This window comes from Sphingomonas sp. SORGH_AS_0879 (assembly GCF_030819175.1).
GTDB lineage: Bacteria > Pseudomonadota > Alphaproteobacteria > Sphingomonadales > Sphingomonadaceae > Sphingomonas.
Genome location: NZ_JAUTBJ010000002.1, coordinates 2,477,143 through 2,503,173 on the forward strand (window position 1 = coordinate 2,477,143; position 26,031 = coordinate 2,503,173).

Sequence of the window (26,031 nt, forward strand, 5' to 3'; positions counted from 1 at the left end):
TCCTGCGCCAGAGTGCTAGACGCCTGCGCAGGATGCACGGTCATGGGGGCGGCAATCCCTGAAGGCCGTGCGGTTTGTTGGGGAGCTTACCGTGATCAAATCGTCCCTCGCCACCGTCATCGCCAGCCTTGGCCTGATCGTCTCCGGCCCCGTCGCCGCCCAGAAGCTCGCCAAGCCGAGCAGTGGGCAGCGTTTGCAGGAAGCCACCGCGAATGACGTGCCGCATTGCGCCCGCAAGCTGGGCACGCTGTCGATCGTCGATGGCGACACGTCGAGCGTAACGGGCGCCTGGAACCTCGCACCCCCGTCCAAGCTGCTGAAGGTGCTGGTCCAGCGGTCCGGCTGCTTCAACCTGGTCGATCGCGGCGCGGGGCTGAACGCGGCGGAACGCGAACGTGCGCTTGGCGGCAATCTGGGCCTGCAACGCGGATCGAATGTCGGCCAGGGTCAGGTGAAGGCGGCGGACTATGTCCTGGTCGCGGAGGTACAGGGCGCCAATTCCAATACCAGCGGCAGCGGCGCGGCGGCGGGCATCGGCGGCTTGCTGGGCGGGCGCGTCGGCGGCCTGCTGGGCGGCATCAAGTCGAAGAAGATGGAGGCCAACACCGTCCTCTCGCTGACCAATGTCCGCACCACCGAGACGATCGCCACCGAAGAGGGCTATGCCGCCAAGAACAATCTGTCGCTGGGCGGCGGCGGCTTCTTCGCGGTCGCCGGGGCCGTGGGTGGCGGCTATGACAATACCGATATCGGCCGCATCGTGACCCTGTCGTTCATCCAGGCCTATTCGAAGCTGGTGAGCGGCCTGGGCCTCATCACGCCTGGGGCCGCCGGAACGGCCGAGGCCGCGCCCGCCAAGACCTTCACGGCGCAGGCCGATATCGCCCTGCGGAGCAGCGCGGCGGCCTCGGGCAATGTGATTCGCACGATCCCGGCCGGATCGACCGTCTATCCGACCGGGACGAAGAACGGCCTGTGGTGGGAAGTCGCGGATGAGAACGACAATGTCGGCTGGGTTCTGAACACCAAGCTCGCCCCGGCCGGCCTGTCTGCCGACCGTCCGTCGCTGCACAGCACGCATTGATCGATCCATAGTGGAGCGTGGCCGGGGCATTCCAAGCCCTGGCCCGCTTCGATCATCACCGCCTCGCAACGCCATTGCGGGGCGGTTTTTCTTTATACGACAGCCGGGATGTGGATGCTGACCGCGACGATCGATGTCGGTGCTGGGGAACCCCGGAGGGAATGGCGCTATCGCGAAAATGGTCGGGGAGAGAGGATTCGAACCTCCGGCCCCTGCCTCCCGAAGGCAGTGCTCTACCAGGCTGAGCTACTCCCCGACTAGAGAGTACGGATCGGTTTTCTAAGCCTTTCGGGAAGGCCGATCCGTGCTGGAGGCGCGCCAATAGCCAGCGGTTCGGACGGGCGCAAGCGCTTTTTCATCTGTCGCTGAAATTATTACAGCGACCGCCCCATCCGGCCCGCCAGATCGACCACATATTGCCACGCCACACGGCCCGAACGGTTGCCCCGGCGCGTCGCCCAGTTGATCGCCTCCGCCCCGTCGAACGGCAGGTCGTAGCGATCGGCATAGGCCCGTACGATCGCCAGATAGCCGTCCTGGTCGAGCGTATGGAAACCCAGGCTCAACCCGAACCTATCGGACAGCGCCAGTTGGTCGTCCACCACGTCGCGCGGATTGATCGCACTGTCCTGCTCGCCCAGATCGCGGGGCAGCAGGTGGCGCCGGTTCGACGTGACCAGCAACCGGACGTGTGCGGGGCGCGCCTCCGCCCCGCCGTCGAGCAGCGAGCGCAGCGCCCGCGCCTCGCTTGCGCCGTCGAACCCGAGATCGTCGATGAACACCGCAAAGGCGCGGTCCACGCCCTCCAGAACGCCGAACAGTTCGGGCAGGCTGTCGAGCGTATCGACGGATACCAGCGCCAGCCGACCGGGGCGCTGCTGCTGCACGGCGGCGACGCCCGCCTTGACCAGCGCGGACTTGCCCGTACCCCGCGCGCCCCAGAGCAGTACGTCCTGTGCCGCATGGCCGTCCGCCAGTCGCTCCAGATTGGCGATCAGCGATTCGCGCTGACGATCCAATCCCTGAAGAAGCGACAAGGGCACCGGCGCAAAACCGCGCGCGGCGGTAAGCACGCCGTTCCGCCACAGATAGGCCGGATGCGCGAGCGTATCGGCGGAAGGCTGAGGCGGCGGAGCGAGACGTTCGAGCGCGGCGGCGATGCGTTCGAGTATCCGGGGGTCGAGGTCGATCATGGCGTGCCTCTAACCACGCCCCCCGCCTCCTGCCAAGCACCGGGCCTATAGCGCAGCGCGATGCCTCAGGATGACGGGATCGCCGGGCGCTAATGCCAGTGCCTTGTCGAACAACTGCCGCGCGCCCGCTTCCTCGCCATTGGCGGCGAGCGCGATACCGTAAGCATCCGCCACCCCGGCGTTCATAGGGTCGAGCCGATAGGCCGCAGCGGCGTAGCGACGCGCCACCACCCCGTCACCGCTCTCGGCATAGGCGATGGCCAGATTGTGCAGCAACGCGATGTCGCCTGGTCCCAGTTGCGTCCGCAGCCCTTCCAGCATCTCGATGGCGTCGTCCCATTGACCTGCGGCCATCTGCCACGCCGCCAACAGCCGGCGGGCGGGCAAGCTTTGCGAGTTTTGCGACAGATACAGCCCCAGCGCCGTCGCCGCCGCGCGGGACTGGCCGATACGCTGATAGGCGTCGATCAGCCGCAGCATGGCGGGCTCGTCAAAGGTCAGATTGGCCGCGCGGGCATAGGGCCCGACCGCCTCGGTCATGCGTCCCGTCACCGCGAGCATATCGCCATAGGCCATTTGCGCGACTGCTGCGCCGGGGCTGGCCCGGACCAGCGCCTGCACCTTTTGCAGCGCGGCCGCCTGATCGCCATGGCTCGCGAGCCCCCGGATCAGCCCCAGCGCATAGGTCGGGTCGGTCGGCGAGCCGCCGGCGGCGAGCGCTAGGTCACCGACCGGACGATCCGAACGGAAGATGGCGGCATCGCTCCGCTGCGCTTTGGCGATCCTGTCGATCAGTTCGGAGCTATCCCCCGATTGCGCTATCGCTGCGAGGCGAAGCGCATAGCCATCGGCATCCGCGCGCGACAGGATGGGGCGAAGCGTCGCCAGCGCCGCCGCGCGGTCGCCGATCCCGATCTGCGCCAAGGCCAGCAAGCGTCGTGCCGCGACGTTCATCGGCTGCATCGTCACCAGCCGCGACCAGACCCGCACGGCTCGCTGCGGGCGGCCCTGCGCATAGGCCAGCGCGCCGTCCAGCAAGGCGACCGAAGGCCGGGCGGCCAAGGCGCCCCCAGTCAATTGCAGCGCATGCTGCGCCAGCGCATATTGGCCCGCCCGCGCGGCGATCACCGCTTGCAGATACAGGGCCTCGGGACTGCCGGGTTCGGAGATCAGCGCGGTCCGCGTCGCCGCTACCGCATCGGACGCCCGACCCAAATCGCCCAGTGTCGCGGCATATTGGATGAGGGCGGGATGATAATAGGCATCGCGCGCCAGGGCCGCCCGGAACCAGGGAAGACCGGCGGTCAGGCCGTAGCGGGCCCGCACCACCTCCCCCTGCAAGGTCAGCGCGGCGGGGTCGGCCGGGGCTAGGGCCACCGCCCGTGCCGCCGCCTGCGTCGCGCCGTCCATGTCCCCCGCTCCGAAGCGACTGCGTCCCAGATCGGTCCAGCCGCGCGCATCATTGGGAAAGCGGGCGACCAGTTGCTCCAGGCTTCGGCGAAGCACGGCACCGCCCTTGCCCTGCCGTGCGCGAAGCTGTGCGGCGACACGCATCATCGCGGCATCGCGCTCGGCGGGCATTCGGTTCACCGCGTCCTGCGCCCCGGCGACATTGCCCAGCAACAGCCGAGCCTCCGCCCGATCGGCGAGCGTCCGGACCCTCGGCACTCCATCGACCAGCGCACGGTCGAGCGCGGCCTCCGCCGTCACCCCCTGCCCCAGCAACAGGCTGGTCCGTGCGAGCATCATTTGCGCCTGGCCTGAGCGAGGCGCGGCTCCGGCGGCCTGCCGCGCCTGGTCATGCGCCGCGTGGTAATTCCCCGCCTCCAGCGCCAGGCTCGCGCGCCGCAGCGCCTGCGCCGGATCGACCGGCGGACTGCCGCTGTAAAGCAGGGTCAGCAGCCCCGCGATCGCCAGGGCAATGGCGGCGAGAACCGCGACGATCCTGATCCGCCGCCGGATCGAACGCCGTCGCCAGATGCGACGCTTGCGCCGCAGCATCGGATAGGGGGTCGAGCGACGCCGATCACGTCCGGCATAAGGCGGCTTCGTCGCCTCACTCACGCCTATCGTGCGCCCGTCGGCCAGAGGATCACCCGCAGCGTCTGCAACAGGATCAGCGCGTCAAGGAAGGGCGAATAATTTTTGGCGTAATACAGGTCATATTCCAGCTTGTGCCGCGCATCCTCAATCGACGCGCCATAGGGATAGTTGAGCTGTGCCCAGCCGGTGATCCCCGGCTTCACCATATGTCGCTCGGCATAGAAAGGGATTTGTTGTTCCAATTGCTCGACGAATTGCGGGCGTTCGGGGCGCGGGCCGACGAAGCTCATCTCGCCCATCAGCACCGACCAGATTTGCGGCAATTCGTCGATCCGCACCTTGCGGATGAACCGCCCGATCCGCGTGATGCGCGGGTCGTCCTTCTCAGCCCAGACGGCTTGCCCTGCGATTTCCGCATCCTGACGCATCGAACGCAGCTTTAATATGTCGAAGGGCTGGTTGAACAGGCCGATCCGGCGCTGGCGATAAAAGGCGGGGCCACGCGACTCCAGCCGGATGGCGATCCCGGTCAACAGGATCACCGGCACCGCTAAGACCAGCAAGATCAGGCTCACCGTGATATCGAAGGTGCGCTTGAACATCGCCGACCACATCCGGCCCGAGGCGAAGCCTTCCGAGAAAATCAGCCAGCTATGGCTGACCGAGGCGAGATCGATGCGACCCGTCTGCCGCTCCAGAAAGCTGGAAAGTTCATATACCTGCACCCCGGTCGTGCGAACGCGCAGCAGGTCCTGATAGGGCAAGGCGTTGCGACGTTCCTGCAAGGCCAGCACGACCTCCGTCGCCTCCCGCTCGATGACGAATTCCTGAAGATTGGGAATGGCGCTGCGCGGGACGGCATCGGGAACCGCCGTCTCCGCGTCGTTCATCGCGATTGCCCCGGCGACCACGAAGTTCGATCCCGGCTGCCGCGCCAGCGCCATGATCGCGGCGGCCCGGTCGCCCGCGCCCATCAGGATGACCCGCTGCTTGAACCGATCGCCGCCCAGCATCCGCCCCATCAACGCCCGCTCCAGGACCAGCAGGACGATGGCGATCAGCATCGAGAAGAACAGGCTGGACCGCCAATAGGACAGCCCCGGAAAGAAGAAGAAGATCAGCGACAGGAGGATCACCCCCATCGACACCGCGACCATCAACCGTGCCGCCGCGAAGCGCAACGACAGGAACGACGCCGCCGCATAGCCCCCCACCGCCAACAACGCGATCTGGAGCGGGAGGGCGAAGCTGAGCACCTGGGGCAAGCGCTCGACCAGCGTTCCGGGGGGGAAGCCGATCTGTCGCGCGCGGATCAACCAGCCCAGCTCCGCCGCCACGATCAGCAGCAGGAAATCGACCAACCCGAGCAGGAGCGCGGCGTGTGGGACATAATGTTTAAACAGGCGGATCATCTATCTGGCGATCGTCCCCATGCGCCCCGTCGCGCAACCGTCCATAATTTTTGCAATAAATGACAAACGAAACATGAAGAAATGCGTTGTGGCGCGTGACGAGACGATCGTACACACCGATCCCACGGGTTGTACGGCAATTTGAAGGGGCATTCATGAATAATCAGATCGTGCCGGTCATCCTCTCCGGCGGGTCCGGCACCCGGTTGTGGCCGATGTCCAAACCGGAGATGCCCAAGCAGCTTCTTCCCATCACCTCCGATGAAACCATGCTCCAACTGACGGCGCAGCGGACCAATTCCAACGGGTTCGCGGCCCCCATCGTCGTCGCCGGACAGCGTCACGCCGATCTGGTCGAGCGGCAACTGGTCGAAGCCGGAACCGCGCCGCAACTGCTGATCCTGGAGCCGGTGGCGCGCAACACCGCGCCCGCCATCGCGCTCGCGGCCCTTGCCGCCCGGCCCGAGGAAGTGCTGCTGGTCATGCCCTCGGATCATGTGATCGCCGATCTCGACGCCTTCCACGCCGCGATCCGATCGGCGTTGCCCATGGTGTCGCAGGGGTGGCTGGCGACCTTCGGCATCGCCCCCGACAAGCCCGAGACGGGTTACGGCTATATCCAGGTCGGTCGCGAGATCGCCAAGGGCGTGCATCAGGTCGCGCGCTTCGTCGAGAAGCCCAGGCTGGAGCGCGCCGAGGCGATGCTGGCACGCGGCGACTATGCCTGGAACGGTGGCATCTTCCTGTTCCGCGCCGACCGCTATCTGGAGGAGCTGGGCCAGCATGCGCCGGAAATGCTGGTCGCCGCCGAAAAGGCGATGCGGGCGGCGCGGCGCGAGGACAAGCGCCTGGTCCCCGACGAGGCGGAGTTCGCCGCCTGCCCGTCCGATTCGATCGACTATGCGGTGATGGAGCGCGCGGACCGCGTGGCCGTGGTGCCCGTATCGATGGGCTGGAACGATGTCGGAAGCTGGGACGCGCTTCACGCGATCAGCGATCTGGACGTGTTCGGCAACAGCCATCGCGGCGAGGTGCTGGCCATCGACACCCGCAACTGCCTGATCCGCACCGACCGGGTCCGCGTCGCGGCGGTGGATGTCGAGGACCTGATCATCGTGGCGAGCGGCGACGATGTCCTGATTCTGCCGCGCGGCCGCAGCCAGGACGTGAAGAAGCTGATCGAGGCGATGAAGCGCTAAGGCCAGACGAGCCGGGCGGTTCGACCGCCGCCCGGCTCAGCCGTTCTGGCGATCCAGCACCGCGAGAATTTCGGAAACGGTGGTCGTGGTCACACCGTGCCGCGCAAGGCGTTCGAACACCGCATCCCACCAGCGATCGAACATCGCCCGGTCCCGCGCATTGCGGACATAGGGGGTGTGTCCCGGCTCCAGGGTCGGCGAGTGGAAGGAAAAGGTCAGCAGCCGCACGTCATCCGCCAGCGCCTGGTCGATCGCGGCGAGCGCATCGTCGATACCGACCCCTTCAGGCGTCAGGGGAATACGCGACAGCAACCCCAGCCGCGCCATCGCACCCCGGCCATGGGGAAGCCGCCCCGCTTTGGAATAGAGGGCCTGCCCCCGCCCACGCAGCAAGCCCGTATAGACGCTGGTCAACGGCAACTCGATCAACCCGTCACGGCGAAAGCCATGCGGGCCGATCCCGCTGAAGTCCATGCCGCCGCCGCCGCCATAATCGTGCAGCGCCCGCATCGAGCTGTCGATCCGATAACCCCGCTCGGCCAGCAGCGGCAGCGAGGATGGCCCCAGCCCATAGCGCCCGGAGCGGAAAATGCGCGGCGCCCGCCCGAAGGACGCGGTGATGGCGTCGGTCAACCGATCGAGCTTTGCCGCCTCCAATGCGGGAGGCAGATTGCCCGCATGGCTGGTGAACGGATCGACCACCTCTTCATGCGGGGGCGTGACCCAGGCGTGAAGCTGTGCCCCGATCTCCGACCGGCCATCGTCCAGACATTCGGAGAGGGCCGCGATCGACGCCGCATCGACCGCAACCGGATAGTCGACCATGCAGGTCAGCCCGACCCCGGCCTCGGCAAAGCGGCGGTGCGCCGGCGCAAACGCCCGCATCGCCCTGGTCGAGCGATGTCGCCGGTCGAGCGGAGCCGTCCAGTCGAACTCCTCCTCGACATCGACGGTGACCAGGAAACGACAGCCGAACTCCTCCGGCCAGTCGATGCGTTCCGCCGCACTCGCGGGATCGGGACGCCAGGGGCGAGCGGCCGTGGGCACGGTCAGAGGATCGACGCCTGCCCCGCGCGCTGATCGCCGCCGAGAGGCAAAGCGAGAACGACCCGGTGCAACCCGATGGTCAGCCCCCCCCCCATCTCGGCCCCCAGCTTGTCGATCAGGCGCAGCGAGAAGCCGGTGCCCAGCAAGGGCGCGCCGTCACGCTGGTCCTCGTCCCCCGCCTCACTCAGCAACGCCGCCTCCGTCTCGACGGTCAGCGACAGCGGGCGATCGACGCGCAGCACGGCCATGCCCTGCTCCACCGAAAGGCTGGCTGTCAGGCGTTCGCCGACCACGCAGTTCGACAGCAACACCGAGAACAGGCGCGCCACCAGCCGCTCGCTCGCACGGTCGTCGGCCAATGCGGCGATGGCCACGGAGGGTGGGTCGAACCGGATTTCCCGCGCGCCGCAACTCGGCCAGCGGCCTGAGTTCGACCAGAATGCGCTGGATCAACGGAGAGAGCGGCACGACCGTCGGGCGAAGCTCCAACACCCGCCCCTCGATCCGCGCCGCCGTATCGAGATCCTCGACCGACGCGAGCAGGTCCGCCGCCATCGACCGGATCGCGCTGGCCCGGTCGCGATAGACGGGGGCGACGGGGCCCAGAAGTTCGCTTTCAATCAGTTCGGCAAAGCCCGCCACCGCATTGGCCGGGGTGCGCAACTCATGCACCAATTGCCGGAGCGAATCGGATGAGGCCGTCTCGGCCACGGCCGCCGTCTCGCGGACATTGGCGATCTCGTCCCGGCGTGGTCGCCGACCGCTGCCGCGATAGCCCGCAAAGCTACCCGTCGCCGGGTCGAAATAGGGCATGGCTGACACCCGCCACGACCCCGCCGCCGCGGAAGACCCGCCGATTTCCAGCCGCGCGTCCCGGAAAGGCGAGCGGCGACGAAACGCCCCCATCGCGACGCCATCGAATTGCGCCAACCCTTGCGCGGCGGTCTCCGCGATGCTCGCCCCCACCAGGGGGCCGCGCGTGACGCCCTCGACGCCCAGGATCAGGCCATGGACATCGGTTTCGAAATCGAAATGCGCCGGTCCCGCATCGCCATGGGGGGTGTCGGGCGCTGCCTCGCGCCGCTGATTGAAGGCCTCGATCCGGGCGACCAGATCGGCGATTTCGTAGCGTGGCGGTGCAGCGGGTGCCTCGGCATGACGGAGCGCTTCCGCCATGAAGGGCAGCCCGCGCGCCACCTGGCCCAAGGCGACGAAAGGCGTCGCCGCCTGGGTCGGCACCGGATCGACCAGCACGGACAGCGGCAGGCTGTCTTCCTCGGGAAACGCATCGTCAGAGAGCGACGCCGGATCCACCGCCTCAGGCTCGATCGACATTTCGCGAGGCGTGGCGGCAGCAGGTTCGGCCACCACCGGTGCGGTCTCGAATACCGGCTCTTCCCCTTCCACCGGCATCGGTTCAGCCAGGTTGGGGAGGACGAAATCGACCGCGCCGAAACTTTCCAGCCCACGCTCGACCGCATCCGACAGATCGCGCCGATGGCGCAGCACCGAGCGTGCGCCGGGCGACAGCAGCGGCAGGAGCGCCAGCCATTCATCGTCGGCCAGCGTGACGCCGCGAAGAACCGGAGCCGCGACCGACAAGCTGTCCTGCGAAAAGAAGGCGACTAGTTCGGCGGGCGGATGACCGGCGCTCAACATGCGCCCGCTGGCGGCACGGACATCCTCCGGCACCGAATCGCGCAACTGGTGAAGCCGGTTCAACATCGGCGGGTCGGCCGGAACACGGCCACGCGCCATCAGGTCGACAAGCTGCCGCCAGGCGGTCTGCGCGCCAAAGGGCGAGCGCATGTCAGCCGATAAAATCGTCGCCAGGCTATCGTCGAACCGCACTGAGCTCCCTTCTCGCATGGCTGTATCGCCGTAACCAGCCTGTCTTAACGTCCTTATCCTTCCAACTGGTAACCTGCAAATATCCAGATCCATGGCGTTGCAATATGGGAGAATTGCGGTAGTGCGTAATTTTCTTATAGTCCGCCGGATCAGAGCATAGGGAATCGGCTTTTTATGTGGAGTATCGTGTAATGGCGCTCGATCGCATCGATCGGCAAATCCTGGCGCTGTTGCAGGCCGACGGCCGTATGACCAATGTCGAGCTGGCCGAACGAGTGGGATTGACGGCGCCACCCTGTCTGCGCCGTGTCCGCGCGCTGGAGGAAGCGGGCGCGATCCGGGGCTATCATGCCGATCTGGACGCCGCGCGATTGGGTTTCCCGATCACCGTCTTCGCGATGGTGTCACTGCGCAGCCAGGCCGAGCACGACCTTGCGACGTTCGAGGCGCATGTCGCGGGCATACCCGAAGTGCGCGAATGTCATATGCTGAACGGTGAGATCGACTTCATCCTGAAGATCGTCGCGTCGGACTTGAAGAGCTTCCAGGAAATCCTGACGACGCACCTGACGCCCGCCCCCAATGTCGCGAGCGTCAAGACGTCGCTGACTATCCGGACCGCCAAGCAGGTGTCGGGAATACCGATCGAAGCGGACTGAGCGGGGTTTTCTTGCGCAATGAAGAGCCGATCGTCCGTGGGGATGGTCGGCTTTTTTCGTGGGGTTGAGGCGGCGGGCTTTTCTCCCGGAGGTATGCCGGCGGTCGAGGTGATGGCCTTGAACCCGCCTTGGATGGCGTAGAATCCCGTTGCCTTCGACTTCGCTCAGGCTGAACGGCGGTAGAGATGTGCCGAGTAACAACGCCACCCGTCGGCCCAAATCCCACCCTCCGTTCGCGCTGAGCGAAGTCGAAGTGCATGATCCTCGCCCTCAACAGGGTGAGGCCCATGGCCTCCGACTTGGCTCAGGCTCAACGGAGCCAGGGTTATTGAGCTCGGCCCGCGTCATTAACGGGCCACCACCAAAAACCCCCGCGCCTCGTCGGCGCGGGGGTCGTCGGCCTTATGCCTGGGCGTCCAGATAGGTCTTCCAAAAACCCGCCAGATCGGCACGCGGCTGGCCCTGGACCGCGTCGAAGGCGGCCTTGGCACCGGCCTTGTCGCCCTGTGCCGCCAGCGCGATGCCGAGGCGGGTGTTCACCTCATTCGCATCCACGCCGCCCTTTTGCAGCGCGGCGCGGTACAGCTCGGCGGCCTTGGCGTAATTGCCCTGGCCATAATAGGCCTCGGCGGTCAGCGCGGCGAGCTTGCCGTCGGCGGCGGACTTGGCGCGCGCCTCGGTCGGGGCGAGCGAACCCTCCTGGCGGCTCTTGGCGGCGGCGGCGGTCAGCATCGCCTTGGCGGTCGCATTGCCCGCGGGGATCTTGCCCGAAGCGATGCCTTCCTTCAGCACCGTTTCAGCTTCCGCCGGCAGGCCCTTGTCCGTCGCATATTGCGCATATTCCATATAGTCGTTCTGGTCGGCCAGCGACTTGGTGGCGCGCATCAGGCGGAACAGATCGAGGCGCTGGTTCTTGTCCAGCGTCGCCAGCGAACCCGGCTGCAAGCCATAAATGACCAGCGAGTTGCGCCAGTTCTGCGCGGTCGGATAGGCGATGATCCACTTGCGCATCCAGGACAGCGTCTCGGGGACCATCTTGGCCTTGTTCGCGCGACCGATGGCGTATTTGTAATAGTCCTCCGGCGCTTTCTGGCCCGACGCGGTCATCTGGTCGATCGCGCTCGCCAGTTCGGCATTGGCGCCCGCGACATCGCCCGAATCCATCTTCGCCTTGACGATCAGCATCGGCAGGTTCGGGTCGTTATAGCCGAGCTGCTTGGCCTGGTTGAAATATTGCAGGGCGATCGGATACTGCTTGCCGTTATAGGCCAGCGCGCCGCGACGGAATACATACCGCGGCTTGTCCGCCGCCGGGGTCGAGGGGCTGGCGATCAGCGCGTCGAGCGGCTTGGCGAGCGCGGCTTCATCGACCGGCGCGTTCGGATTGGCCTGCTGGGCCGCGAACAGCTTGCCCGATTCGAGTTCGTAGCGCAGTGCCGCCGCGATATACTTGTCGTCCTCGGTCTTGGCGGCGGTTTCGACGGCGGCGACCAGCGGTTCGGCGGCGGCGTAGTTCTTCTGCTGAAGCACGGGCTGGGCGGCCTGCGCGGCCTTCAGCGCCTCGGGGCTCAGCTTCAGGCCGCCCGCTTCTTCCTTCTTCTTCTGTGCCGCAGCCGGAACGGTCAGGGCAACTCCACTCACACTCGTCGCCAGCACAGCCGCAAGCGCGAGCTTCGGGATGATCTTCATGCGAATTTTCTCCAAGAATAGAGCCTGTCGGGTCCAGAACCGTATCTGACGGGCTTGATAGGGACAGCGCGCGTCCTGTTCAAGCAATGCGATGATCCGGTCCTCCCCTACCCCTCAACCGCTGAACGCGGATTGAACGCGAACGCTCCCGGCGCTAGCGCGGCGGCCATCATGATTGCCGTCATCTCCCCCGCCAAGACGCTCGATTACAAGAGCCCCCTGCCCGACCTCGCACCTACAAAGCCCCATTTCGCTGCAGAGGCCGATATGCTGGCCGGTGCCGCCGCCGGGCTGGGCGAAGACAAGCTGAGTGCGCTGATGCGCATCTCGCCCGCGCTCGCCAAGCTGAATGCCGATCGGTTCCGCGACTTCGCGACCGCGCCCGAACGTCCCGCCATGTTCGCCTTTGCCGGCGACGTCTATACCGGGCTGGAGGCCAAGACGCTGGACGAACCCGCGATCCTGTTCGCGCAGGATCATTTGCGGATGCTGTCGGGTCTTTACGGCCTTCTCCGGCCGCTGGATGCGATGCGGCCCTATCGGCTGGAGATGGGCACCCGCTGGGCTCCGCGTGGCGACAAGCTGACCGACTGGTGGGGGAACCGGATCGCCGAGCATCTGGCGAAGGAAGTCGAGGCGGAAGGATCGGGCGCCATCCTGAACCTCGCCAGCCAGGAATATTGGCATTCGGTCGAGGGCAAGCTGCCCCCCGCGATCCGCGTCATCGCGGTCGATTTCCGCGAAGGCGACCGCTTCGTCAGCTTCCACGCGAAGAAGGCGCGCGGGGCGATGGCGCGCTGGATGATCGAGCATGCCATCACCGATACCGACGCGATGCGCGGCTTCGACAGCGACGGCTATGCGTTCGATGCCAAGGCGAGCACGCCGACGACATGGAGGTTAGTGCGATGACCGAATGGAAGCAGGCGGTCGTCATCGGCGCATCGGGCGGGATCGGCGCGGCCATCGCCGATGCGCTGGAGGAAGAAGGTGTGGCGGTCGCCCGCTATGCCCGGTCCATGGCCGGGGACGCGCATATCGATTTGGAGGACGAGGGCAGCATCGCGGCGGCGGCGCGACGCATTGCGAAAGGCACCGCCCCCGATCTCGTCATCGTAGCAACCGGCCTGCTCCATGACGGAGAACACGGCCCGGAAAAAGCGATCGACCAACTCGCCCCCGTCTGGCTCGCCCGCAATTTCGCGGTCAACGCGATCGGCCCGGCGCTGGTGGCCAAGCATTTGCTCCCATTGATGCCGCGCACCGGCCGGACGATCTTCGCGGCGCTGTCGGCGCGGGTCGGGTCGATTTCCGACAATCGCATGGGCGGATGGTACGGCTATCGCGCGTCCAAGGCCGCGCTCAACCAGTTCATTCGCACGCTCGCCATCGAGCATAAGCGGCGCAACGACCGCTCCATCGTCGTCGCGCTGCATCCGGGCACGGTCGATACCGCGCTGTCCCGGCCGTTTCAGGGCCATGTCCGCCCCGGCGGCCTGTTCGCGCCCGACCGTGCGGCGGTCCAGTTGCTCGACGTGATCGACGGGCTGAAGGCGCCCGACAGCGGCAAGCTGTTCGACTGGGAGGGCAAAGAGGTCCAGCCTTAGGCGGACGGCCAACCCAACCCCATCATCCGTTCGCGCTGAGCGAAGTCGAAGCGCACGCCCGGCCATCGCGGCGCGGTCGCCGTCATCCCTTGGCCTTCGACTTCGCTCAGGCTGAACGGAGGTCGGGACAGACACCCTCGGCCCGAGAGCAGCCCCACCCTGTTATTATCATTCAGATTACAACATCGTAACATCCGAGACATTCGCCTGAAACCGTTGAAAAGCCATAAGAACAGGGCTGGTCGCCGCTCCACTCCCGTCGGCGGCCAGCGCCTCCAAAGTCCCGCGATCCGCTGCCGAGGGGGGAGCATGAGCGCCGGGCCCGCCCCCGCCACCCCCTTTGCGCGTCCGTCTTCGCTCCCGAACGGCCTCTCGCGAATGGGTTGCGCGGGGGTGGTCAGGCGGCTTTTGCTGGGCTAGGAACAACGCTTCCCATCTGAACACCAACCCGGAAAGCACAAGACTTGGCCGACGAGACGACCCTCGCGGAACCTTCCGATATTTCGACGATCTCCATCGTCGACGAGATGAAGTCGAGCTATCTCGACTATGCGATGAGCGTGATCGTGGCGCGTGCGCTGCCCGACGTGCGTGACGGCCTGAAGCCCGTCCATCGCCGTATCCTCTATTCGGCCGCCGAAAGCGGCTTCGTCGCGGGTAAGCCCTATCGCAAGTCGGCGCGCATCGTCGGCGACGTGATGGGTAAATATCACCCGCACGGCGACAGCGCGATCTATGACGCGCTGGCTCGTATGGCGCAGGACTGGTCGATGCGCGTGCCGCTGATCGACGGCCAGGGCAATTTCGGCTCGATGGACCCCGATCCGCCCGCCGCGATGCGTTACACCGAAGCGCGGCTGGCCAAGGTCGCCAATTCGCTGCTCGACGATCTCGACAAGGATACGGTCGACTTCCAGCCCAATTATGACGGCTCGGAACGCGAACCCTCGGTCCTGCCCGCGCAGTATCCGAACCTGCTGGTCAATGGCGCGGGCGGTATCGCGGTCGGCATGGCGACCAATATCCCACCGCACAACCTGGGCGAGGTGGTCAATGCCTGCCTGGCGTACATGGAAAACGGCGCGATCACGGTCGAGGAACTCAACGAGATCGTCCCCGCGCCGGACTTCCCCACCGGCGCGCTGATCCTGGGGCGCTCGGGTGCACGATCGGCGTATCAGACGGGGCGCGGATCGATCATCGTGCGCTCGCGTCACGAGATCGAGGAAGGGCGCGGCGATCGCCGGGCCATCGTCCTCACCGAAATCCCCTATCAGCAGGGCAAGAACGCGCTCGTTGAAAAGATCGCCGAGGCCGCCAAGGAAAAGCGGATCGAGGGGATCAGCGACATTCGCGACGAGTCGAACCGCGAAGGCGTTCGCATCGTCATCGACCTGAAGCGCGACGCGACCCCCGAGGTCGTGCTCAACCAGTTGTGGCGGCACACCCCCGCCCAGACCAGCTTCCCGGCCAATATGCTCGCCATTCGCGGCGGGCGGCCCGAACTGCTCAACCTGCGCGACATCATCCAGGCCTTCGTCCAGTTCCGCGAGCAGGTGATCACCCGCCGCTCCAAGTTCGAACTGGCCAAGGCGCGCGAGCGGGCGCACATCTTGCTGGGCCTCGTCATCGCGGTGACGAACCTGGACGAGGTGGTGCGCATCATCCGTGGCTCGGCCTCGCCGGTCGCCGCACGGGAAGCGCTGCTCGCCCGCGAATGGCCGATCGCCGAGATCGCGCCGTACATCCGCCTGGTCGAGGCGGTCGAGAGCGAAGGCTTTGGCGACACCTACCGCCTGTCGGAGACCCAGGTTCGCGCGATCCTGGACCTGCGCCTGCACCGCCTGACCGCGCTGGGCCGCGACGAGATCGGCGACGAGTTGAAGGGGCTGGCGGACTCGATCACCGAGTTGCTGGCGATTCTGGCCGACCGCGTGAAGCTGTACGAGGTGATGCGCGGCGAGTTGATCGCGATCCGCGACCAGTTCGCGACGCCGCGTCGCTCCGAAATCGCCGCCGCCGCCGATGGTATCGACGACGAGGACCTGATCGAGCGCGAGGACATGGTCGTCACCGTGACCATGCAGGGCTATATCAAGCGCACCCCGCTCGATGCCTTCCGCGCGCAGAACCGGGGCGGCAAGGGTCGCTCGGGCATGGCGACCAAGGACGAGGACGTCGTCACCGAATTGTTCGTGACCAGCACCCATACGCCGGTGCTGTTCTTCTCGAACCATGGCAAGGTCTATCGCTACAAGGTCTGGCGTCTGCCCGAGGGCGGGCCCGCCACGCGCGGACGGCCGATGGTCAACCTGTTGCCGCTCGCACCGGGCGAGGTCATCTCGACCGTGTTGCCGCTGCCCGAAGACGAGGCGGAGTGGGGCAAGCTCCACGTCATGTTCGCCACCGCCAAGGGCGCGGTGCGCCGCAACTCGATGGATGCGTTCACCAACGTGCCCTCGAACGGCAAGATCGCGATGCGCTTCGACGACGAGAGCGAGGATCGGTTGATCGGCGTCGCCCTGCTCGGCGCGGAGGATGATGTGCTGCTCGCCACGCGTTGCGGCCGCGCGATCCGCTTCGCCGCCGACGATGTGCGCGAGTTCCAGAGCCGCACCTCGACCGGCGTGCGTGGCATCACGCTGAAGGACGGGGACGAGGTCATCTCGCTGTCGGTCCTGCACCGCGTCGGCACCACCCAGGAAGAGCGCGAGGCTTATTTGCGCTTCGCCCCCTGGAAGGGCGAGAAGGAAGGCGAGCCGGAACTGTCGGTCGAGCGGTACGAGGAACTGCGCAATTTCGAGCAGTTCATTCTGACGGTGTGCGCCAATGGCTATGGCAAGCTGTCCTCGGCCTATGAATATCGCCGCACGGGTCGCGGTGGTCAGGGCATCACCAACATCGACAATATCGCCCGCAACGGCGATGTCGTCGCCAGCTTCCCTGCCGCCAAGGGGCATCAGTTGATGCTGGTCACCGATCAGGCCAAGCTGATCCGCATGTCGCTGGCGTCGCTCCGTGTCATCGGGCGCGGCTCGGCGGGTCTGCGGCTCTTCAACGTCGCGGCGGGCGAGCATGTCGTCTCCGCCGCGCGCATCGAGGAGACCGAGGAAGATGCCGAGATGAACCTCGCCGACGGCACCCCCGAACTCGCCCCCGAAGCCGATGCGGTCGTGGGCGAAAATCTGGCCGCCGGGCCCGAGGATGGCGAATGAGCCTCCCCGCCACCGCCTATAAGGTACTGACCGCCGACCAGATGGCCGTGCTGGAGCATGAGGGCGTCTTCGCGGGGGCGCCGGTGGATATGGCCGACGGCTATATCCACCTCTCCACCGCCACACAGTTGACCGAGACGGTGGACAAGCATTTCGCCGACCAGACCGACCTGCACGTCGCGGCGGTCGACCTGGAGGCGATGGGCGAAGCGGTGAAGTGGGAAGAGAGCCGGGGCGGGCAACTCTTCCCGCATCTTTACGCACCGTTACCGCTCACGGCGGTCGTCGCCTATGGCCCGATGAAGCGGGACGATGACGGGACCGTCCGGTTGCCTGTAACGGGCTGATCCCACAGCCGTCGGCGCGGCTCCGCACTGCCGTTTCGTCATCGAAACGTCACGCGTTTCTAACATCGCCTTTACCCTCGGGCGGTAAAATGGCGAACCATGAAGCCGCCCGTCTTCTCGCCCGGATCCCCCTGCACCGACAGTCCGGTGATCGGAAGCGATGCCTCGCTGACCGATGCGATCGGGCTGTTCCGACAATATCCGGATATGCGGCTGCTCCCCGTGCTGGATATGCGGCGGCGGCCGGTCGGCGCGATCACCGAGCGCGATGTGAAGGGGCTGCTCTACAACCCGTTCGGCCATGCGCTGCTTCAGAACCCCGATTTTGGCGCAACGCTGACCGCCTATGTCCGCCCCTATCCCTGCTGCGACGAAAATGCGCCGCTTTCCGAAAAGCTCGCGCTGCACGCCGATTGGGGAGCGCCGGATGCGCTGATCCTGACCGTGGGCGGAGTCTTTGCGGGGCTTCTCGACGCCGCGAAGATCGCGCGCCTGGCCGCCGATGCCCAGATGGCCCTGGCGCGGGAACGCATGGCGCGGGCCCGCTATATGGACGACGCCGCACGGTCGTTCACCGCCGACATCGCTTCCCTGGCCGACACGCTCCTGCGCGGGACGGTCGATATGAGCCGGATGGCAAGCGATCTCGCACGCTATGCCGGCGAGACCCATGCCGGTGCCGGTCGCATGACCGAGGCGATGGCCGATGCCGGTACGGCCCTGACCGATATCGCGACGCGCGGCCATGACTTGGCCAGGGCCTTCGCCGCGATCACCCACGACATGGAGCGATCGCGCACCATTCGCAATGCCGTGCGCCTCCAGATCGCCGCGACGGATCGCCGCGCCGAGGCGCTGGCCGACGCGGCCTCCACGATCAACACGCTTCTGTCCCTGATCGAGAATGTCTCGGCACGCACCAATATGCTCGCGCTGAACGCCGGGATCGAGGCGTCACGCGCGGGCGAGGCGGGACGCGGCTTCGCGGTCGTCGCGCATGAGGTGAAGGCGCTGGCCGGGCAAACCCGCGAGGCCGCCCAGAACGCGGCGCGCAATGTCGGCGAGGTGAAGGCCAATCTCCACGCGCTGGTCGTCGAACAGGCGCAGCTTAACCGGGAAGTCGACGCGATCGGCGTCATCTCGCAATCGATCGACGAGGCGGTCGCCGCGCAAGGCTTCGCCACCACCGCCATCGCCGCCAATGTCGATCAATCGGTCGCCTCGGCCCGCCGGGTCGCGGAGCAGGTCCGTCAGGTCGAACAGGATGCGACCCGGATCGATCGCGATGCCGGATCGCTCCTGACGCTGGCCGAAGCGCTGGAGCGGACCATCTCCACGCTCCGCGATCGCACGGCGGCCTTCGTCGCGACCGTCGCCTGATGGGTCAGACGTAGAGGTCGACCACCGTCGTCCCCTGCCCCACCGCCTCCAGCAACAGGGTCCGGTGGCAATGGCACGGATCGCGTTCGTAGCAGAGCAGCGCGCTGGGCTTCTCACGCGCCAGGTCGAGCATCCGCACCGCCGCGACCTGCGCCTCGGGCAGGGCAAGCTGATCGTCATAGACCGCGCGCAGCGTTCCCACATCGCCTTTCTTGGCCGCATCGCGCCCGCGCTTGGGCGTGCCCAGGTCTTTCAGAAGGACATAGTCGATCCCCACCTCGCGCAGCGCGGCGGCCAGCGGCGATTTGGAAAAGCCCGGCCGCCGCGACAGCGGCAAGGCGCGCACGTCGATCAGCCGCGCGACCCCGGCCTGTTTCAACGTCGCCAGAAAGCCGTCGACGGTCGCGCCCTCATAGCCGATGGTGAAGATGGTGGTCATATCGGCGAAATGGGGAGCCGCATCCCGCGCGCCAAGTCCTTCCAACCGGGGCCGTCCGCGTTTAAGGCCGGGTGATGACCTATGAAATTCATGTGATCGGCGGCGGCCTCGCCGGTTCGGAGGCCGCCTGGCAACTGGCCGAGGCGGGACTGAAGGTGCGCCTGTCCGAAATGCGCGGCGGAGCGGACACGACGCCCGCCCATCATGGCGGCGACCTGGCGGAGCTGGTCTGCTCCAACTCCTTCCGCTCGGACGATGCGACATCCAACGCGGTGGGGTTGCTGCATCAGGAGATGCGCGCACTCGGCTCGATCATCATGGCGAAGGGCGATGTTCACGCCGTGCCCGCCGGTTCGGCGCTGGCGGTGGACCGCGACGGCTTCTCCGGCGGGGTGACGGCGACGCTGGCGGCGCATCCGAACATCACCATCGTGCGCGAGCGGATCGACGCGCTGCCGGAGGGGCCCGCGATCATCGCCACCGGCCCGCTGACCGCGCCGTCGCTGGCGGGCGGGATCGGCGAGGCGACGGGCGCGGAGGCGCTGGCCTTTTTCGACGCCATCGCGCCCATCGTCCACCGCGAGTCGATCGACATGGACGTGGCCTGGTTCCAGAGCCGCTGGAACAAGGGCACGGGCAAGGATTACATCAACTGCCCGATGGACAAGGACCAGTATCTGGCCTTCCACCAAGCGCTGCTCGACGGCGAGAAGACCGAATTCCGCGAGTGGGAGAAGAACACCCCTTATTTCGACGGCTGCATGCCGGTCGAGGTCATGGCCGAGCGCGGGGTCGACACGCTGCGCTTCGGGCCGATGAAGGGCGTCGGGCTGGACGATCCGCGCACCGGACGCTGGCCCTATGCCGTCGTCCAGTTGCGGCAGGACAATGCGGCGGGGACGCTGTGGAATATCGTCGGATTCCAGACCAAGCTGAAATATGCCGAGCAGATCCGCATCTTCCGCACCATTCCCGGGCTGGAAAAGGCCGAGTTCGCACGGCTGGGGGGCCTGCATCGCAACACCTTCATCCGCTCGCCCGAATTGCTCGACGCGACGCTGCGGCTGAAATCGCGGCCTAACCTGCGCTTTGCGGGGCAGATCACGGGCTGTGAGGGCTATATCGAGAGCGCGGCGATCGGCCTGCTCGCCGGGCGGTTCGCGGCGGCGGAACTGACCGGACGCACCATCGCTCCGCCGCCGGTCGAAACCGCCCTGGGCTCGCTGCTCGGCCATATCACCGGGCTGGCCGAGGCCGAAACCTATCAGCCGATGAACGTCAATTTCGGCCTGTTCCCGCCGATCCCCGGCCGGACCAAGAAGGCCGACCGCAAGAAGATGTACACCGACCGCGCGCGCGAAGCCCTGCCCGGCTGGCTCAACTCTCTTCCGCCGGGGCCGCCTCCGGTGCCTCAGCCCGTGCCCTTTGCGCCGGAGGACAGTCCCGCCGAGCAGCCGGTCGACGCTTGACGGCGGTGGTGGCGAACTCGGCCGGGTTCATCGCCCCTGACTTGTCATGGTCGGCGGCGGCGAATTTGGTCGTCGCCTTGATCGCCCATTCGTCGAAGCTCAGCTTGCCGTCGCCGTCTCGGTCCAGCTTGGCGTAAGCCTTGCGCCGCGCGGCGAGATATTCCTCGCGCGTGATCTTGCCGTCGCGGTCCTTGTCGTAGCGGTCGAAACGCTTCTGCTCGCGAGTCTTGGCCGAAGCCTCGGGGAGAGCGGCGTCGTCCTCGGCGGCTTGCGTCGGCACGCCCGCCGCCGCACTCGCGGCGGGGAGCGGGGAAGGCGCATCGGGACGGCTGCCCCACAGGAACAGCCCTGCCCCCACCAGCATAAGCGTGCCCAAGCCCCCCGCCAGATAGCGCCACATCGGTTTTGTCTCCCCCCGTCAGACACACTATGGTTAACCGGGATTAAGGATGGGCGGCAAGGCTTTTGATCTGGCCCCCGTTTCACCGGACGGGTTCAAGCGGTTGCAGAAACCAGTGCGCGATGCTCGCGCGGCGAACGCATTTTGAGCCCTGAATGGGGGTGGTTGTCGTTGTAGTCCTCGATCCATCCGGCAAGCGATGTCAACGCGGTGAGTGCGTCCGGCAGCGGCGAGACGCGGACGTAATCCCGTTTGAGGGTATGGACGAAGGCCTCCGAGATGCCGTTGGACTGCGGGCTGCGGACGGGGGTGAAGCAGGGTTTGAGGCCCAGCTGCCGGGCAAAGGTCCGTGTTTCGCAGGCGGTATAGGCCGAACCGTTGTCCGACAGCATCTCGACCGGTGTCGTCGCGCGCATGGTGCCGAAGCGGGTTTCCACGGCTTCCAGCATGATGTCGCGCACGTCCGAGCCGCTGATGCCGGCATTGGCAACCGCGCGCCACGAGATGATCTCGCGGTCATGGGCGTCGATGATGAAGGCACCGCGCACGACCTCACCGTTCCAGCAGGTGAACTCGAAGCCGTCGGAGCACCAGCGCAGGTTCGAGCGGATCGTCACTACGACGCCGTCATGCCCATAGTCGGCTCGCTCGGCGTAGCGCCGCGCCAGCAGCAGGCGGTCCGCCGCCATGATGCGGTAGACGCGCTTGTGGTTGACCGGCGCAAGTCCTTCGGCGCGCCGCTGCCGATTGAGGACCGCCGCGATGCGGCGGTAGCCGTATGTTGGCCGTTGCGCGGCGATCTGGCGAATGCAGGGCAGCAGATCCGTGTCGTCGGCCTTGGCGTACGGCCCGCGCGTCCTGGTGGTTCCCGTCAGGCGGTCGTACACCGTCGAACGCCCGACCCCGAGCGTGCTGGCGACCAGGCTCACCGGATAGTCTCCGGCAGCGGCGAGTGCATGAGCAAGCTCGCTTTTTTTGGGCGCGAGCGCTCCAGCGCCTCCTTCAGTATCTCGACCTCCAGCGTCTTGCGCCCGAGCTGGCGCTCCAGTTCGCGGATGCGGGTTTCCATCTCGCGGACCTGCCGGTTGCTGGTCACGTCGTCGTCGCCGGCAACTGCAACGCTCCCGCCTTCCAGCATCAGCCGCCGCCAACGGTACAGCAGGTTCGGCGCCACGCCGTTGCGGCGCGCCACCACCGATATGCTCTCCCGACCATCGAGCGTCTCCTCGACGATCCTCAGCTTCTCGGGCGTGCTCCAGTGACGGCGACGACCGCCGTCGGTGATGATCTCGGACACGGACATAAGCCTATGCTCAGGGGATAGCCCCAAGCCTCCTTCCTAGGCTCAAATCCGTCCGGTCGAAATGGGGGCCAGTTCAGCTTTCCCTTGGCCTTCGACTTCGCTCAGGCTGAACGGGGTTTGGTGTGGCATCACGTTACCCCAATGCATCCACCCCGGCGAAGGCCGGGGCCCAGGTGCAATACGGCTGATGGTTTGGCGGTCCGGCGCCTCCGAGGGGACGTCGTAACTGGACCCCGGCCTTCGCAGGGGTGGATGCATTGGGCGAAGGCTAACGACCCGTCAGGCCATGCCACGCCAGCCGTGCCGCACGCATCGGATGGCCGGGCCAGCGATCCGGGCGACGCAGAGTTTCGCGCGCCAGAACGGCAAGGCCGGTCAGCGTCCGTATCGGTTTCGGCGACTTAGGGGCCAGCGCCAAATCCAGTTCCGATAATGCCATCCCCCCGATTCGCGCACGGGTGGCATCATCGGAAACATGCTGCGCCAGGTCGGCCTTGGCCCAGCCCATCCCCAGCGGCTCCATCCCCCGCTGCCCCAGCAACCGTCCGACACTCGCAAACAACACCCCACCCCGCGCCTCAGAGTGACGCGCGATGCGTTCGTCATCCAAGGGCTCGCCATCATCGAGCAAAGCCTCCCACCCTTCGATCATCGGCGCCAGGTCGGCACCCCGCACGCCACCGGGCAGGACCGCCCCCGCCAGTCGCTGCAACACCGGGTGCGCGGGCGCGGGTTCGCTATCCAGCTTTTCCAGCGCCTCATACCACCAGGTCAGCCGCATCTGGCCGATCATCGGCTCGGTCGTGCTTTGCAGGATCGAGGCGAGTTGGTGGTCCAGGTCGAGCAGCGCCGCGAACCCTTCTCGCGCCGAGGCGGGCGCATAACCGACCGCCAGCGCCTGTTCGCGCATCACCGCTTCGATGGCGGGCTGGGGCGTCTCGGATCGGGGCGTATCGGTCATGTCCCTGCCCTTCGCACGGATGGCGCGCATGAAAAAGGGCCTCCCGGTTTCCCGAAAGGCCCCCTTTCCAACACAGATTACCCGATCGCTCAGCCGCGATAAGTGACCTTCTTGACGGCGGCGATGACCTTGTTCGCGTCGACCAGCGCCAGCTTTTCGAGGTTCGCGGCGTAAGGCAGCGGCACGTCCTCGTTGGTCACGCGCAGCACCGGTGCGTCGAGGTCGTCAAAGCCCTCTTCCATCACGACGGCGGTGATTTCCGACGCGATCGAGCAGGTCGGCCAGCCTTCCTCGACCACGACCAGGCGGTTGGTCTTGGCGAGCGACTTGAGCACTGTCTTGGTGTCGAGCGGACGCAGCGTGCGCAGATCGATGACCTCCGCATCGATGCCCTCGGCGGCCAGCTTCTCGGCGGCTTCGAGCGCAACGCCCACGCCGATCGAGTAGGACACGAGCGTCACGTCCTTGCCCTCGCGCATGATCCGCGCCTTGCCGATCGGCAGGACGAAATCGTCGAGCTTGGGCACGTCGAACGAACGACCGTACATCAGTTCGTTCTCGAGGAAGACGACCGGGTCTTCCGAACGGATCGCGGCCTTCAGAAGGCCCTTGGCATCGGCCGCATCATAGGGCGCGATCACGATCAGGCCGGGGACCGAAGCGTACCAGGGGCCGTAATTCTGCGAGTGCTGCGCACCCACACGGCTGGCGGCACCATTGGGACCACGGAACACGATCGGGCAGCGCATCTGGCCGCCGGACATATAGTTGGTCTTGGCGGCCGAGTTGATGATGTGGTCGATCGCCTGCATGGCGAAGTTGAACGTCATGAACTCGATGACCGGGCGCAGGCCGCCCATGGCGGCGCCGGTGCCGACACCGGCAAAGCCGTACTCGGTGATCGGCGTGTCGATCACGCGGCGGTCGCCGAACTCGTCGAGCAACCCTTGCGTCACCTTGTACGCGCCCTGATATTGCGCGACTTCCTCGCCCATCACGAAGACACGGTCGTCGGCGCGCATTTCCTCGGCCATCGCATCGCGCAGCGCTTCGCGGACGGTGAGCTTCACCATCTCGGTCCCTTCCGGGATTTCCGGCGAGGCGGGCGCTTCCTGCTCGGCGCTAGCGACCAGCTTCTGCGTGCCGCTTTCCTGCTCGGCGGCGGCCGCGCCTTCCGGCATCGGCGGCGAAGCCTGGTCGGTCGCCTCGTTCTTCGGCGCGGCATTGGCCGCATCGCCCGAACGCGAACCCGAAGCGGCGGCGGTCGCCACGTCCTCGCCCTCTTCGGCCAGCAGCGCGATGGCGGTGCCGACCTTCACATTGTCGGTGCCCTCGGCGACCATGATCTTGGCGATCACGCCCTCATCGACGGCCTCGAACTCCATCGTCGCCTTGTCGGTCTCGATCTCGGCCATGATGTCGCCGGACTTGACCGTATCGCCTTCCTTCACCAGCCACTTGGCGAGCGTGCCCTCTTCCATCGTCGGCGAAAGGGCCGGCATCTTGATCTCGATCGCCATCTTAGTAACGCTCCACCAGCACTTCAGTGTAGAGTTCAGCCACATCGGGCTCGGGGGTCTGCTCGGCGAAGTCCGCCGCTTCGTTGACCGTCTTGCGGATGTCCTGCTCCAGCGCCTTCAGATCGGCCTCGGTAACGCCCTGCGCTTCGAGCAGCTTCTTGACGTGGTCGATCGGGTCCGACTTGTCGCGAACGCCCTGCACTTCCTCGCGGCTGCGATACTTGGCCGGGTCGGACATGGAGTGACCGCGATAGCGATAGGTCTTCATCTCCAGGATGACCGGACCCTTGCCCGCACGGACCCAGGCCAGCGCCTCTTCGGCGGCACCGCGGCACGCCAGCACGTCCATGCCGTCGACCTGGATGCCGGGGATGCGGAAGCTCTCGCCACGACGGTAAAGCTGGTCCTCGGACGAGGCGCGGTTGACCGCGGTGCCCATGGCGTACTGGTTGTTCTCGATCACGAAGATGATCGGCAGCTTCCACAGCTCGGCCATGTTGAAGCTCTCGTACACCTGGCCCTGATTGGCCGCGCCGTCGCCGAAATAGGCGAGGCAGACGCCGCCGTCATTGCTGTACTTGTGCCCGAACGCCAGGCCGGTGCCCAGCGACACCTGGGCGCCGACGATGCCGTGGCCGCCATAGAATTTATGCTCGGTCGAGAACATGTGCATCGACCCGCCCTTGCCCTTGGAGATGCCGGCGGCACGCCCCGTGAGCTCGGCCATGATGACCTTGGGATCGATGCCATAGGCCAGCATATGGCCATGGTCGCGATATCCGGTGATGACCGAATCCTTGTCGCCGTCGAGCGCCGACTGGAGACCCACCGCCACGGCCTCCTGGCCGATATAGAGGTGGCAGAAACCGCCGATCAGGCCCAGGCCATAAAGCTGACCCGCCTTTTCCTCGAAGCGGCGGATCAGGAGCATCTGCTTGTAGAAATCCAGCAACTGTTCCTTGCTGGCCTGGAACGGTTGCGGTTCGGCGGGACGCTCCCGATTGGGGATGGGGGGCTCGCTGGTACGGCTTGGAGCTTTTGCCACAGTCGGGAACACCTTTGTTTCCGTTAGGGAAGGATGGACGCCTATTGGCGTGCTTTGTCATGAAACTCAATTCCCCCTATCAATTCCCACTCGGACAGCGGGAATTTAGGGGCGAATAGCTTTGCCTCGGTTGCCTTGTCGGCGGACCGCAGCCTACAACGCCCGTCG

22 protein-coding genes and 1 tRNA gene are annotated in these 26,031 nt (G+C 66.3%); 9 read left to right on the forward strand and 14 right to left on the reverse strand.

Translation table 11 applies throughout. The features are described 5' to 3' along the window. The first annotated feature begins 91 nt into the window (after window positions 1-91). Window positions 92-1,084, forward strand: a complete 993-nt coding sequence (locus QE379_RS12335; protein ID WP_307000890.1) for an SH3 domain-containing protein — start codon at window positions 92-94, stop codon at window positions 1,082-1,084. Window positions 1,085-1,263: 179 nt separating this feature from the next. On the opposite strand, the gene QE379_RS12340 is transcribed toward QE379_RS12335, so the two are convergent. The 4 genes from QE379_RS12340 to QE379_RS12355 form a co-directional block, all read right to left on the reverse strand. Beyond that, window positions 1,264-1,340: transfer RNA gene (locus QE379_RS12340), tRNA-Pro, on the reverse strand. A gap of 118 nt (window positions 1,341-1,458) precedes the next feature. After that, a complete protein-coding gene (locus tag QE379_RS12345) occupies window positions 1,459-2,277 on the reverse strand; it encodes an ATP-binding protein (RefSeq protein ID WP_307000892.1) in 819 nt (272 codons plus the stop codon). A 45-nt stretch (window positions 2,278-2,322) separates the two neighbouring features. Then, window positions 2,323-4,341: a tetratricopeptide repeat protein gene (locus QE379_RS12350; RefSeq protein WP_307000893.1), complete on the reverse strand. Its 2,019-nt coding sequence runs from the start codon at window positions 4,339-4,341 to the stop codon at window positions 2,323-2,325. 2 nt (window positions 4,342-4,343) lie between these two features. After that, window positions 4,344-5,732, reverse strand: coding sequence for a TIGR03013 family XrtA/PEP-CTERM system glycosyltransferase (locus QE379_RS12355; protein ID WP_307000894.1), 1,389 nt, complete (start codon window positions 5,730-5,732; stop codon window positions 4,344-4,346). A 155-nt stretch (window positions 5,733-5,887) separates the two neighbouring features. On the opposite strand from QE379_RS12355, the gene QE379_RS12360 reads away from it, so the two are divergent. After that, window positions 5,888-6,931: a mannose-1-phosphate guanylyltransferase/mannose-6-phosphate isomerase gene (locus tag QE379_RS12360; RefSeq protein ID WP_307000895.1), complete on the forward strand. Its 1,044-nt coding sequence runs from the start codon at window positions 5,888-5,890 to the stop codon at window positions 6,929-6,931. Window positions 6,932-6,967: 36 nt separating this feature from the next. On the opposite strand, the gene QE379_RS12365 is transcribed toward QE379_RS12360, so the two are convergent. From QE379_RS12365 to QE379_RS12375, 3 genes are read right to left on the reverse strand one after another with little or no spacing between them, the layout of a single operon-like run. Continuing rightward, a complete protein-coding gene (locus QE379_RS12365) occupies window positions 6,968-7,978 on the reverse strand; it encodes a polysaccharide deacetylase family protein (RefSeq protein WP_307000896.1) in 1,011 nt (336 codons plus the stop codon). Between the two features lie 2 nt (window positions 7,979-7,980). Beyond that, window positions 7,981-8,226, reverse strand: coding sequence for a hypothetical protein (locus QE379_RS12370; protein WP_307000897.1), 246 nt, complete (start codon window positions 8,224-8,226; stop codon window positions 7,981-7,983). Next, window positions 8,159-9,787, reverse strand: a complete 1,629-nt coding sequence (locus QE379_RS12375; RefSeq protein ID WP_307000898.1) for a HAMP domain-containing sensor histidine kinase — start codon at window positions 9,785-9,787, stop codon at window positions 8,159-8,161. Before QE379_RS12375 ends, QE379_RS12370 begins: the two co-directional genes overlap by 68 nt. A 233-nt stretch (window positions 9,788-10,020) precedes the next feature. On the opposite strand from QE379_RS12375, the gene QE379_RS12380 reads away from it, so the two are divergent. Beyond that, window positions 10,021-10,488 carry an Lrp/AsnC family transcriptional regulator gene (locus QE379_RS12380; protein ID WP_007404259.1) on the forward strand — a complete coding sequence of 156 codons (468 nt, stop codon included), beginning with the start codon at window positions 10,021-10,023 and terminating at the stop codon, window positions 10,486-10,488. Between the two features lie 402 nt (window positions 10,489-10,890). Here QE379_RS12380 and QE379_RS12385 read toward each other — a convergent pair whose 3' ends face one another. Next, a complete protein-coding gene (locus tag QE379_RS12385; protein ID WP_267433245.1) occupies window positions 10,891-12,177 on the reverse strand; it encodes a hypothetical protein in 1,287 nt (428 codons plus the stop codon). 171 nt (window positions 12,178-12,348) lie between these two features. Here QE379_RS12385 and QE379_RS12390 point away from each other — a divergent pair, with 171 nt between their 5' ends. From QE379_RS12390 to QE379_RS12410, 5 genes are all read left to right on the forward strand, one after another. Next, a complete protein-coding gene (locus QE379_RS12390; protein ID WP_307000899.1) occupies window positions 12,349-13,089 on the forward strand; it encodes a YaaA family protein in 741 nt (246 codons plus the stop codon). After that, window positions 13,086-13,784 carry an SDR family NAD(P)-dependent oxidoreductase gene (locus QE379_RS12395; protein ID WP_307000900.1) on the forward strand — a complete coding sequence of 233 codons (699 nt, stop codon included), beginning with the start codon at window positions 13,086-13,088 and terminating at the stop codon, window positions 13,782-13,784. Before QE379_RS12390 ends, QE379_RS12395 begins: the two co-directional genes overlap by 4 nt. Window positions 13,785-14,248: 464 nt before the next feature. Continuing rightward, window positions 14,249-16,999 (forward strand): DNA gyrase subunit A, encoded by a 2,751-nt coding sequence (gene gyrA / locus QE379_RS12400; protein WP_307000901.1) that lies wholly within the window; start codon window positions 14,249-14,251, stop codon window positions 16,997-16,999. Next, the gene (locus QE379_RS12405; protein ID WP_307000903.1) at window positions 16,996-17,346 is read left to right on the forward strand and encodes a DUF952 domain-containing protein; all 351 of its coding nucleotides are present in this window, start codon (window positions 16,996-16,998) and stop codon (window positions 17,344-17,346) included. The genes gyrA and QE379_RS12405 overlap by 4 nt, the downstream gene beginning before the upstream one ends. A 99-nt stretch (window positions 17,347-17,445) precedes the next feature. Further along, window positions 17,446-18,726 carry a methyl-accepting chemotaxis protein gene (locus QE379_RS12410; RefSeq protein ID WP_307000904.1) on the forward strand — a complete coding sequence of 427 codons (1,281 nt, stop codon included), beginning with the start codon at window positions 17,446-17,448 and terminating at the stop codon, window positions 18,724-18,726. Window positions 18,727-18,730: 4 nt separating this feature from the next. Here QE379_RS12410 and QE379_RS12415 read toward each other — a convergent pair whose 3' ends face one another. Next, window positions 18,731-19,165, reverse strand: coding sequence for a DUF488 family protein (locus QE379_RS12415; protein WP_307000905.1), 435 nt, complete (start codon window positions 19,163-19,165; stop codon window positions 18,731-18,733). A 74-nt stretch (window positions 19,166-19,239) separates the two neighbouring features. On the opposite strand from QE379_RS12415, the gene trmFO reads away from it, so the two are divergent. Beyond that, window positions 19,240-20,634, forward strand: a complete 1,395-nt coding sequence (gene trmFO / locus QE379_RS12420; RefSeq protein ID WP_307000906.1) for a methylenetetrahydrofolate--tRNA-(uracil(54)-C(5))-methyltransferase (FADH(2)-oxidizing) TrmFO — start codon at window positions 19,240-19,242, stop codon at window positions 20,632-20,634. Here trmFO and QE379_RS12425 read toward each other — a convergent pair. From QE379_RS12425 to pdhA, 5 genes are all read right to left on the reverse strand, one after another. Further along, entirely contained in the window at window positions 20,543-21,034 is a 492-nt protein-coding gene (locus QE379_RS12425; RefSeq protein ID WP_307000907.1) for a histidine kinase, read from the reverse strand. The genes trmFO and QE379_RS12425 overlap by 92 nt on opposite strands. A 95-nt stretch (window positions 21,035-21,129) precedes the next feature. Next, window positions 21,130-22,337 (reverse strand): IS3 family transposase gene (locus QE379_RS12430; protein ID WP_307000024.1). Its coding sequence is split into 2 segments (ribosomal slippage): window positions 21,130-22,013 and window positions 22,013-22,337, totalling 1,209 coding nucleotides; the frame shifts between segments, so codons are not numbered across the junction. A gap of 268 nt (window positions 22,338-22,605) precedes the next feature. Further along, the gene (locus QE379_RS12435; protein WP_307000908.1) at window positions 22,606-23,298 is read right to left on the reverse strand and encodes a squalene/phytoene synthase family protein; all 693 of its coding nucleotides are present in this window, start codon (window positions 23,296-23,298) and stop codon (window positions 22,606-22,608) included. A gap of 89 nt (window positions 23,299-23,387) precedes the next feature. Continuing rightward, entirely contained in the window at window positions 23,388-24,818 is a 1,431-nt protein-coding gene (locus QE379_RS12440; protein ID WP_307000910.1) for a pyruvate dehydrogenase complex E1 component subunit beta, read from the reverse strand. Window position 24,819: 1 nt separating this feature from the next. After that, window positions 24,820-25,863, reverse strand: a complete 1,044-nt coding sequence (gene pdhA, locus QE379_RS12445; RefSeq protein ID WP_307000912.1) for a pyruvate dehydrogenase (acetyl-transferring) E1 component subunit alpha — start codon at window positions 25,861-25,863, stop codon at window positions 24,820-24,822. Window positions 25,864-26,031: the final 168 nt, after the last annotated feature.